Here is a 12,643-nt window from a genome sequence, read left to right on the forward strand (position 1 = left end):
CAAGTGAACATGTCTGAATTAAATTCGGCAGCAGCCACGTTTTATGCTGGCACCGAAATAGCAATAATTGGAATGGCGGGAAAGTTCCCGGGTGCGAAAGATATTAATGAGTTCTGGGAGAATTTATGTAATTCAAAAGAGTCTGTCACATGGTTCGAAAAAAACGAAAATATATGCTTTGAAAATGAAGATAACTTCATTCCTTCCGCATTTTTGATCGATGATGTAGATGCCTTCGATGCGAAGTTTTTTTCAATATCAGCGCGTGAAGCTGATATTACCGATCCACAACAACGCTTGTTATTAGAGTGTGCCTGGCATGCACTCGAAGATGGCGGGTACGCCGGTTATGACTCGCCTTGCCTGGTCGGGGTCTATGTTGCCTGCGGTCCTGCCAACTATCTGACCCAGCAAGTGTTAGCGAATCGACAAATCAAGTCTCAGACCGGCCAGATGCAGTTGCTGATTGGCAATGACAAAGACTACGCGGCTAGCCGTATCTCCTACAAACTCAATCTGAAAGGGCCTAGCGTGGTGGTTCAGTCAGCCTGTTCAGGGTCTTTGCTGGCAGTACATCAGGCAGCGCAAAGCCTTCTGGCGGGAGAGTGTGATATGGCTTTGGCCGGTGGGTTTTCGCTGGAGTTTCCACTCTCGCAAGGCTATATCCATCAGGAAGGCAGCATTCTCTCGCGTGATGGCCATTGCCGGCCTTTTAGCGATCGGGCCTCAGGCACGGTGAGAGGCAATGGTGGGGGAGTGGTCTTGCTGAAACGCCTGGAAGATGCAATGACTGATGGAGACAGGATTTACGCGATTATCCGTGGATCGGCCACCAATAACGATGGTGCGCAAAAGGTTGGATACGCGGCACCAAGTGTCGATGGGCAGGCGCAGGTTATCCGCATGGCGCATGCCGCAGCTGATGTGACACCTGACTCGATTGGTTATGTAGAAACCCACGGTACGGGCACCTCGATGGGTGATCCTATTGAAATCGCTGCGCTTAGTCAGGCTTTCTATCCGCATATTGAGGCCGACAGTTGTTTGTTGGGCGCGGTGAAGTCCAATATAGGCCACTTGGATGCGGGGGCTGGGATTGCAGGGCTAATCAAAACCGCCAAGATTGTACAGCAGGGTTTCGTTCCGTCGACACTCCATTTTGAACGCCCAAATCCCGGTATCGATTTTTCTCAAACGCCTTTTCGCGTCGTCAATGTGTCTCAGCCCTGGTATCGACCTGGCGTGCGGCGTGCGGGGGTTAGCGCATTCGGTATTGGTGGTTCCAATGTGCACGTTGTTCTTGAACAACCGCCCGTAGTATTCGATGGGCAAAACACGCATCAAGGCGATTATCTGGTTTTACCTTTAGCAGCGCAGAGCAAAACGGCACTGCAATCTTTATCTCGGCAATTAGCCGATTACCTCGAATCCCATCCTGATCTGCCCCTGCGCGATGTTGCCTATACCTTGCGGCGTCGCTATCAGGACTTCCCCTACCGGCAAGTGGTTATGGCACAGACGCTGGAGGAAGCCAGCAAACGATTGGGGGACGATCCGCAGCGTACGAAACAGATGGCGATATGCAGTGAGAAGCCTGTCAGTTGGGTATTGATGTTCCCCGGTCAGGGGACGCATTTTGCTGGTATGGGGCGTAATTTTTATCAGCCTGGCAGCGTATTTGCTGAAATGTTCGACCAGCTCGCTGAGTTGTTTAACGATCATCTTCAGTTCGATCTGCGGACTGTGGTCTTTGGTGATAATGGGACTGAACTGCTGGAACAGACTGCCATCGCACAACCGGCGTTGTTCTCTGTCGCCTATGCGATGGCAAAGCAGCTCATGGCGATGGGCGTTCAGCCCGAGACCTTTATTGGTCACAGTATTGGCGAGTATATTTGCGCGACGCTGTCCGGCGTTATGTCGTTGCCTGAAGTTGTCAGGCTGGTTGCGGCCCGCGGGCGTCTGATGCAGGCAATGGAGCCGGGCGATATGATGGCAGTGTCGCTGGATGAACAGCAGCTGATCCCGTGCCTGCCAGCAGATATCTCGCTGGCCGCAATTAATCGGCCGTCACTCTGTGTAGTCTCCGGGCCGCAGGAATCGGTCGCAAAACTGCGTCAGCAGCTCGAAAATGACGATATCAGTTGCCGTATGCTGGAAACCTCGCATGCGTTTCACTCATCGATGATGGAGCCATGTCTGGAGGCTTATCGCGACGTACTGGCAGATATCACGTTAGCTGCGCCTCAACAGGCCTTCATCTCTAACTTAACCGGTACGTGGATTACGGCGGCACAGGCCGCGGATCCTGAATACTGGGTGCAGCATCTACGGGAAACCGTACGTTTTGCTGATGGGATAAGGACACTCCTTCTCAATCCCTCTTATCACTTTATTGAATGTGGACCTGGTACATCTCTTAACGGCGCAATAAAGGAAATCACGCGTGCTGAGCAGCGGGAGGGAGTCAATGTCATTTCTGTTCTGCCTGCCGCGTGGGTAATGCGGAACCCGGATGAAACCCTGTTGAGTCTGAAGGCAGGGCTGTGGTGTTGCGGCTGTGAGGAATTTTCAGACGTTCTGACCACCGACGGTCAGCTACTTTCATTACCAGGGTATCAGTTTGATCGCATGCGCCATTGGGTTGAAGCGACTCCACTGGAGGATCAAAGCGAAACCGTGAGTGATGGGAACAGTATACCCGGCTCTCGTGTGGAACCCGCAACAAGAGCAGAGCGGTTACAGCAGCTGTGGTGCGATGCGTTGGGTATCGAAACGCTGGATCCTACCGATAATTTCTTCTTACTCGGGGGGGACTCGATTTTGAGTATCCAGATCGCCAGCCGCGCTAAAGCGTATGGCTGTGCCTTCCCGCCGGGCATGATTTTAGATTTCCCTATATTCGACGCCTTCGTTAGCGAGGTAGACCAAAGCATTCCTGAGAACGTTGATGGTACATCAGCGTTGGTTGAAGATAATGAAGCTGCCGCAATAGCGACCGCCTTGCTAAAGGCCCCGCAAGACGCGTTCGAGCCGTTTCCGCTGACGGACATTCAGTACGCCTACTGGATTGCCCGCAATACAGGGAACCCGGAAAGATGCATGGCTGCTCATGCTTACGAGGAGTTCGAATGCTATCAACTCGATGCAGAGCGCCTGGAGATGGCGCTAAACGCAATGCTCAAGCGGCACAGTATGCTGCGCACGGTGTTCGATGATAATGGCATGCAGCGGACGCTGCCTGAAGTACCGCCATACCGTATTACTATCAACGATTACAGCAGCTTATCCCACCAGGAGGCCACGGATTTCCTCAGTGCGTGGCGTGAGGGTAAATCCCATCAGGTGATGGATTATCGTCAATGGCCACTGTTTGATTTATCAGTCTCGCATATGCCGGATAGCACATCGCGCCTGCATATCAGCTTCGACTTATTGATTCTGGATGCGTGGAGTATCACGTTGTTCTGGAGTGAACTGGAAGCCTGCTATCAGGATGTCAGCTACCAGCCAGAGCGTTGTGATGTTGAATTTCGTGATTACGTTCTGGCTGAACAGCGTTTGGAAGCCAGTGGTGCATTTGCCACGGCAAAAGCTTACTGGCAGTCGCGGATAGCGGGGTTTCCTTCCGCCCCGGCTTTACCCTTAATTGCCGATCCCGATGCGTTAGAGCAGCATCGTTTTGTTCGCAGAGAAACACGCCTGCCAGCTGATGTATGGCTGCAGATCAAAAAGAGTGCCAGTTGCCATGGCGTTACGGCATCAACCCTGTTGCTCACTGCCTATTCGGAAGTGCTGGCCGTCTGGGCTGAATCGCCGCACTTTTGCCTGAATCTTCCGGCATTTAACCGGCTAGAGGTTGATCCCGGTATTTATAACGTGATGGGAGACTTTACTTCGGTACTGCTGTTTGAAGCCGATCTACGTGAAGAATCAACATTCATTGACCGCGCGCGCTCAATGCAAAAAAGGCTGTGGGATGATCTGGCAGCGCTGCAATATAACGGAATTAAAGTGCTGCGGGACATTTCAGAACAGCGCGAGCAGCGGGTGCTGATGCCCTATGTCTTTACCAGCTTGATTTTCCCTTCTGCACAGGATAAACCGATCATTAGCCGTCTTGGCAAGCTGATCGACGGCATCTCACAGACGCCACATGTCTGGCTGGATTGTCAGGTGTACGAAGCAGGCGGTGATCTGCTGATTAACTGGGATGTATTAGACGGTATTTTTGATCCCGCAATGTTGGTAAATATGTTCGCTGATTACCGTACGCTGTTGCTGAAAATGGCGCACCGCCCGGCGTTCTGGCAAGACAATAGTTGGCGTGAGCAATGGGCAGAGCGCTTTAACCGAGGCGTGGTGGCTGCATCGAACCAGACCGCATGCGAGGTCGTTCCTGCTTTATTGCATCAGGCTTTCCTGAGCTGGGCAGACATGACGCCAGAAGCGCCCGCACTCATTGGGAATCGCACCATCAGCTATGGTGAACTGGCTCGATTCACCTCCGCAGTGGCGGAACAGATCCAGCGCGCGGGCGCCCTTCCGTCATCGGCGGTGGCGATTGTGGCGGAGAAGAGCTGGCAACAGGTTGCAGGCATCCTTGCAATCTTGCGCGCGGGCTGCGCTTATGTGCCGTTAGATCCCTCGCTTCCAAAAGAACGCCTGCATACCTTACTTAACATGGCGGATATCCATATTGCCGTGGTTACCGAGGAGTGTGCAGAGGCCACCGAATGGCCTGGCGGGCTGCAGCGGATTGTGTTGCCTGATGCCTTATACCATCACACGGCGACCTGTGCGGAGGTGGCGATGTCACCGGATGCATTGGCCTATATCATCTTTACCTCCGGGACCACCGGAACCCCGAAGGGAGTGATGATCAGCCATGCCGCTGCGCATAACACGGTGTCAGATATCAACAGCCGTTATCAGCTAAATTGTAATGACCGGGTATTAGCCCTTTCCTCAGCGACTTTTGACCTGTCGGTATACGACATTTTTGGACCTCTCAGCGTCGGTGGTGCTGTGGTTATACCGGATGCCCGGTTGAGTAAAGATCCGGAGCATTGGATCAGCCGCATTGAGTGGTATCAAGTCACGCTATGGAATAGCGTTCCTGCACTGATGGAGCTGCTGGTGTCAGCGCTTGAATCTCATCGGAAAACACTACCCTCTGTGCGACTGATCATGATGAGTGGCGACTGGATACCGGTTTCATTGCCTGCGCGTATTGAAAAAACGCTGCCAGAGGCATTGCAAATCAGCCTTGGCGGTGCGACGGAAGCGTCGATTTGGTCAATCTTCCACCCCATTGTGCGTGAGGATCGTCAGCGGGTCAGTATTCCGTACGGCAAAGCGCTGGCTAACCAGACGTTCTATGTCCTTGACCAGCAAATGCGCATCCGTCCAATAGGCGTTGCAGGAGAGTTGTACATTGGTGGTGACGGCCTTTCGCTGGGCTATCTTGGCAATCCGGCAGAAACGGCGAAACGCTTTATCAGCCACCCTCATACCGGAGAGAAACTCTACCGTACCGGGGATATGGGGCGCTGGATGGCTGATGGCAGCATCGAATTTCTGGGCAGACTGGATAATCAGCTCAAAATAAATGGTTTCAGGGTCGAGACGGGTGAGATTGAGTCGATTGCGCTGAAATGCGATGGCGTGACAGGCTGCATCGTCGGTGCTCATCAGCACCAAGGAGCGAAGCTGTTGGTGGCCTGGGTCACCCTGAATAAAGATTGCCCGAGTGGCGTTGCACGGCTGCGGCAGCATCTGGCCGAAAGACTGCCCGAATACATGGTGCCGAAATTGATCACGGTTGTTCCGGGTTTTGCATTAACCGCAAATGGAAAAGTCGATGTTAAGCAGCTACCTTCCCCTGTTCTGCTTGACTTGGCACCACAGCAGATTGCAGCGAAAAATGAGACTGAAGCGCAGGTGGCGGGGCTGGTGCAAGCCATCATGCAATGCACGACGTTCAGTGTTGAGCAGGATCTGTTTACGTTAGGCATGGATTCTCGCCGATTGACTGAGTTGGTTACACACATCCGGCATAAGATGTGCCCACTGTTCCCACTACGGGCCGCGTTCGAACGCGCGAACGTGCGCGCTATCAGCCAGGTAGTTGAAGAGTATCAGCCTGCAGCTTGCTCCGATGAGACAAGTCAATCCGGTGTGCAAAAGGCAGAGCGTCGTGATAGCTATCCGCTGTCTTCAGCGCAGCTGCGCTTATGGTTCCACGATCAATGCTATCCAGGTAATACCACCTATAACTTGGTGGAGCCTTTTGCCTTGGAGGGGAGAGTGGATGTGGAGTTGTTCACCCTGGCGCTGACCGGGTTTGTTCAGCAGCATCCGGTGTTGACCAGCGCGATCTCTGATGATGTCGCTGAGCCGTATATGGTGTTACGCCCGGACGCTCAACCACTTATCCGCGTGAGCGACTGTAGCGACGTTGCAGAAAACAAGCGCCATTACTTTATCGGGCAGCATATTCAGCGCGAAGCGAACACCCCGCTTAATGCTAATGCGGGCGAGTTGTTCAAATTACACCTGCTGCGTTTTTCTCCGTGTGAACATGTGTTGATTGTGGTTGCACACCATATCATTTGGGATGGCTGGTCTACTGCCATTATGATCAAAGAGGTGAGTCAACGTTATCGCGCCTTGCTCAATGGCCAACCGCTGCACCTGCCGGCTGACGCGCTCAATTTTTTTGACGTTTGCTGCTGGGAACAAAGCCAGATTGCGGCCGATGCGTTTGCCGCACAGCGTGAATATTGGTTGAAGCAACTGGGTGGTGAGCTACCTGTTCTGGCATTACCGATCGCTACGGGTGAGCCGGCGACGGGGGGACAGCGCCATGTCTTCCATATCACAACACCGGTTGCCGCGGCATTCACTGAACTGTGTTCTGCGCTGAGTATTACGCCTTTCATGGGGTACATGTCGGTTTGGCAGCTGGTTCTGGGGTGGTGGTGCCATCAGGATGACATTATTGTCGGTACGCCTGCGGGCCACCGCGCGGATCCGGCATTGACCAATGTTATTGGTTTCATGGTGAACAGCCTGGCGATCCGCACTCATCTTGATCGTGAGCAGTCCTTTACTCAGTTGGCGCAGCAAGTACGTCTTACCTGCCTCGATGCTTACATCAATCAGGACATCCCCTTTGATCAGGTGGTCAGTATTCTCCGTCCGCGTCGTTCCGATGCGGAATCGTCACCTATTTATCGTTCCTGGTTTGTTTTGCACGATGTACCGGTTCCTCAGTGGGATATTGATGGGATCGCGTCTCGCCTGTTGGATGCTGAATTCCTACTGGACGTCCATGACATCAAGCTGTCACTCGTCAGTAATGGTGTGGGAGTAGTAGAGGGTGGGCTTGACTATCGTAACGGCCTTTTGGCTCAGGAAGAGCCCGGGATGCTGTGTGATTGTTTCGTCGGTTTAGTAGCTCGGATTGTAACTAACGCGGAAACGCCCCTCTGTCAGCTAATGCAGTGGTTGGACACTGAAAAAGCGCGACTGAAACACCAGCAGCACCCTACTGACGCTCTCCCGTCATGGAGTTTCTCTAATAATCGTCGTCGAGTGAAGGAACTGTGATGAATAACCCTCAAAGCGTTGCCGGGCATTTCTGTCCGTCGGATTATGGATACAGCTTACACAATGCGTTTTTTCACCAGGCAATACGCACGCCAGCGGCAATTGCTCTTCGCGATGATGACGGTGTGGTGACCTACTCCGAGTTACGGATGCAAGCCTGTGCTATCGCCTCCTCTTTGCGCCGTCATGAACTGATGCCGGAAACGGCGGTCGGAGTGTATTTACCCCGCGATCGCAATTTACCCGCTGCATTGATCGGCATCATGGCCGTCGGCTGTGCCTATTTACCGCTCGACCCACGTTACCCGCAGCAGCGCATTGAGCAGTTAATCACGATAGGTCAGGTTCAGTGTGTCATTACCACGCGATTGCTGGCGGAGACATTGCCTGATGATATCACGGCCATTTGCATTGAAGATATTGTGCTGGCCGATCTGGACTATGTTCTGAATAACGACCCTGCGCAGTCGAACTCACTGGCTTACTTTATCTTTACTTCGGGTTCAACGGGGGTACCAAAGGGAGTGATGATTGAGCATGGCAATGCACTGTCACTCCTTTACTGGGCGCACCATTTTTATTCATCATCACAGTTGGCAAGTGTCGCATTTACTACTTCGATCACCTTTGATCTCTCGGTGTTTGAAATCTTTGTGCCGCTGAGCGCGGGGGGAATGATTCACATCCTGGAAAATGGCTTATCGCTGCTTGACTGGAAGTGGCGCGACGAGCTGACGCTGTTGAATACCGTGCCTTCTGTGCTCAATGAAGTGGCGAAGTTGGGGCATTTACCGCAGCAGCTTTCGGTGATTAACCTAGCCGGTGAACCGCTGCCTGCAAGCTTAGTGTGGGTATTACGCGCACAGTGCCCCGATGCGCAGATTTTCAACTTATATGGACCTTCGGAAGATACGACCTACTCCACCGTAAGCGAGGTTTTAGCAAGTGATGACCAGCCTACTATTGGCCTTGCAATGCTGGGACGTCACTGCTATTTGCTGAATGAAAGTGGTGATGAGGTCGCGCACGGAGAGGTTGGAGAGATCTACGTGGCCGGGCCGGGTGTTGCACGCGGATATTACGGGCGTCCCGACCTTGAGAGCGTATTTATGCCGGATAAACGGCAACCCGACAGCTATCGCATGTACCGTACCGGTGATTTTGGTCGCCAGCTTGCAGACGGGCGGATCTTGTGTCTGGGGCGACGTGACGATCAGGTGAAAATTCGTGGTCATCGCGTTGAAATTGGTGAGGTGGACGCAACAATGCGACAGCACCCCGCGGTGGCAGAGGTTTCGGTGGTGGTGGTCGATTCACCCGCACGCGGAAAGTTTCTGCGCTGTGCGCTCGAACTGCGGGACAGTACAAACCAAGCCGATATCGCCGCGTGGGCGAGTGCACGCTTGCCGGCGTTTATGATCCCCTCGGAGTGGCAGGTTTTTGACAAGCTTCCGCGATTGCCAAACGGCAAAATTGATCGGGCTTACCTGCGCAAAGCCGCAACTGTCAGAGCACACTTAACCGACGATCAGCATCCGGTGGGGCAGACTGAAGAAACTCTGGCACAGTGCTGGCGTCATTTGTTAGAGCAGCCGACGATTGGCCGGCATGACAGCTTTTTTGCTCTGGGTGGACATTCCCTGTTGTTCACCCGTTTGCAGTATCACATCCGTGAAACCTTCTCGGTCAGCATTGAGCTGACAGCGTTGATGTCAGCGTCCACATTGGCTGAACAAGCCAAATTGATAGATCAATCCGACGCGGTAGACGATCACGCAGGAAGCAGCGAAGAGTTGTCCTGCACACCTTCCCAGCGCAGAATGTGGACCTTGGAAAAGTTGCTACCAGGATCGCCGCGTTACAATATTGCAAACACCTTCCAGCTGCAGGGCGAGCTGGATAACCAACGGCTGATTGCGGCGCTGACCGCAACGGCGGCACACCATGCCATGCTGCACACGGTATATGATGAGTCCGACCGTGGCCTGCAACCTGTGCAACTGGCCGATCATCACATAAGCATATTGCAGAAAAATTTGAGCCAGATGCCGCTGGTTCAGGCACTGGAGCAGGCAAAAACGTTGTCCAGTGCTTTCCAGCGACAGCCGTTTGAACTCAGTAGCAGTGTCCCCTTTAGTGTGCAAATTATCACTGTTGCTCCCACCTTGCATTTGGTGGATATCAAAACCCATCACATTGCGGCTGATGGATCGATAGAGCTGCTAGTGGAGGAGATCTCGTTCCGTTATAACCGCCCGCACGCCCTCATACAGAGCTGCCGATCGTATAATGACTACGCCCAATATTTGCTGACTCCGTCGTTGAAAATGGATCAGGAAAAGTCGCTGCAATGGTGGCAAATGGCGCTCGCGAATCCACCAGAGTTTTTACGCTTACCTTTCGACAAACCGGCTAAACGAAGCACGACCGGTGTTGGGAAACTGCTGGGTATCACGGTGGAGCAGGAGACGGTACGCTCTTTGATGAAGCTGTGTCAGCAGCATCAGGTGTCATTGTTCCACGGTCTGCTGGCCGTTACCTGGGCATTTCTGGGCAAACTGTCAGAAAGTGACGATGTGTTGCTGGCTTTGCCAGTACATACCCGTCCAGCGGAATACACCAGAACGGTCGGAAATTTTGTTAATACTGCTATTGCGCGCGGACGGCCACATGCCGCCATGACCTTTGAACAGTTACTACAGGCCGCGAAAGAGAACACCCTTCAGCTATTGCGGCATGCAAATGTGCCTTTTGAGTCGGTATTGAATGCGGTGAAAGGGTTACGTTCCGCTGAAGGCGTACCGTCCGTGAATGTCATGCTGTCGCTGTTGGTATCTCCGGCACTTCTGGAACTGGAGGGCTGTCAGACAACCTTTTTGCCTGTAGATCTTGGCACCAGCCGTTTTGACCTCGGCCTGTTTTTCCGTTACGACAACACCGGGCTGGTGCTGAATCTGGAATACGATACGCAGCGGTTTAGCGATGCTATGGCGAGGAATTTGTCGCAGACCTGGGCCGGATTTTGCGCGAATCTAACGGCAAATAGCGGAGCACCACTGTCGCAGGTCGGTCTGTTATCTGAGGCGTCTCATCAGAAAATTGTGGAGGATTGGAACAACACGAAAACGGCTGTGGCGTTTGAAGGGCGCATCGACATGCTTTTCTCGCAACGTGTTATCGAACAACCCGACCACATCGCCCTGATTGCGGGTCAAGATGTGTTGAGCTACCAGCAGCTCGATCAGAGTGCGAACCAGCTGGCCTGGAGCCTGCGTGATGCTGGTGTGCCGGTGGGGTCTCATGTAGGGATTTTATGTGAACGCGGTGCTGCAATGGTTATTGCCGTACTGGCAGTGCTGAAGGCGGGATGTGCCTATGTGCCGATCGACCCGTCGACACCCGCAGAACGCTGTCGGCTTATGACCACTGTTGCCGATTTTTCTTGCCTGATCAGTGATGAGGCTTTGCATAATAAAGCGCTGAGCGTTCAGGCTGAAGTACCACTGAAGTTGATCCGGGCGGACTCTGATGCACATCGCATGCAGCGCGATACGCCGCCGGACAATCCAACTGGGGCGGACGATCGTGCCTATATTATTTTTACCTCTGGTACCACGGGAATACCAAAAGCCGTCGCGGTGAAACACCGACCGGCGGTCAACCTGATTGACTGGGTTAATCGCACGTTTGCGGTTTCTCCCGCGGATAAACTTCTGTTTGTCACGTCGATCGCATTCGACCTTTCCGTTTATGACATGTTAGGCACGTTGGCAGCGGGTGCGACGCTGCGCGTAGCTAGTCGGGAAGAAATTCGTAACCCTGAACTGCTGAGCCAGATTGTCAGCCGGGAAGCGATAACCTTCTGGAATTCGGCGCCGGTGATCCTCGATCAACTTATCCCTTATCTGGATGTAACAGGTAACCCGCATCTCCGGCTGGCATTTGTATCCGGTGACTGGATCCCGGTGTCGCTGCCGACCCGGCTGACGGAAAAATGCCCTCAAGCAGAGCTGATTTCGCTGGGGGGCGCCACAGAAGCCGTTATTTGGTCCAATTTTTTCCCGGCATCCGGCAGTCAAAGAGAGCTGAGTAGCATTCCCTACGGCAAGCCAATTCAGAATGCGCGCTACTACATTCTGGACCCGCATCAGTTGCCGGTACCGGTCGGGGTTGAAGGCGACTTGTATATTGGTGGTGATGTGCTGGCCGAGGGTTACTACGGTGATGTACATCGCACAGCGGAGAAATTCTGTCGCGATCCTTTTGTCGCCTCCCCTTCAGCCAGGATGTATTTCACTGGAGATCGGGCGCGGTTCTTTGACGACGGTAATATTGAGTTCCTTGGGCGGCAGGACTCCCAGGTCAAAATCAATGGTTATCGCATCGAAACCGATGAAATCGAAGCGGCGCTCCTGAGATGTGAAGGCATTGTGGCGGCTCACGTATCAAGAAAAGGTGAACGACATCATTACTGGCTTTGTGCCTACATTGTCGGTCAGGCAATGACTCAGCCAGATATTACGCTGATTAAAGGAACGTTAAGTCAGTGCTTGCCTGAATATATGATCCCCTCTCTGTTTATTACGATCGATGAAATGCCGGTAACGGTAAATGGGAAACTTGATAAAAGTAAATTACCGGAACCTCAGTTGAATGTAAAAGATACCGCGATGGTACCGGAAAAAGGAATGGGTATTGAGGAAAAAATAAAAAGCGTCTGGCGAGTTATTTTAAATAGAAATGAAATTAGTCTTACGGATAACTTTTTTGATGCAGGGGGAGACTCTGCCAGGCTTATCAGAATGCATCGGGCATTACAGGATGAAATAGGGTTTAACTTCCCAGTAATGAGTTTATTTCAGTACACCACAATTCGTTCGTTAGCTCAGTGGTTAAAAGGACACTCAGAAAAACAAGCTGCAACTCAGCTCGTGCCGACAGATAAAAATCTGTCAGCCAGGCAACGCGTTGTGCAACTCCAAAAGAATCGTAAAAACATTAATCGATAACCAAACTGTTCGAGGATCTT

Annotated in this window: 2 protein-coding genes; both read left to right on the plus strand. The window is 52.6% G+C overall.

The window, feature by feature from the left end:
- Positions 1–9: 9 nt before the first annotated feature.
- A complete protein-coding gene (locus tag JK621_RS22400) occupies positions 10–7,614 on the plus strand; it encodes a non-ribosomal peptide synthetase/type I polyketide synthase (protein WP_212557702.1) in 7,605 nt (2,534 codons plus the stop codon).
- Entirely contained in the window at positions 7,614–12,623 is a 5,010-nt protein-coding gene (locus JK621_RS22405; RefSeq protein ID WP_212557703.1) for a non-ribosomal peptide synthetase, read from the plus strand. The genes JK621_RS22400 and JK621_RS22405 overlap by 1 nt, the downstream gene beginning before the upstream one ends.
- Positions 12,624–12,643: the final 20 nt, after the last annotated feature.

The organism is Serratia plymuthica (assembly GCF_018336935.1).
Taxonomy (GTDB): domain Bacteria; phylum Pseudomonadota; class Gammaproteobacteria; order Enterobacterales; family Enterobacteriaceae; genus Serratia; species Serratia plymuthica_B.

Excerpts from the sequence above, each read along its gene's own strand:
- JK621_RS22400 (WP_212557702.1), top strand. The coding sequence starts at position 10 with ATGTCTGAATTAAATTCGGCAGCAGCCACGTTTTATGCTGGCACCGAA.
- JK621_RS22405 (WP_212557703.1), top strand. The coding sequence starts at position 7,614 with ATGAATAACCCTCAAAGCGTTGCCGGGCATTTCTGTCCGTCGGATTAT.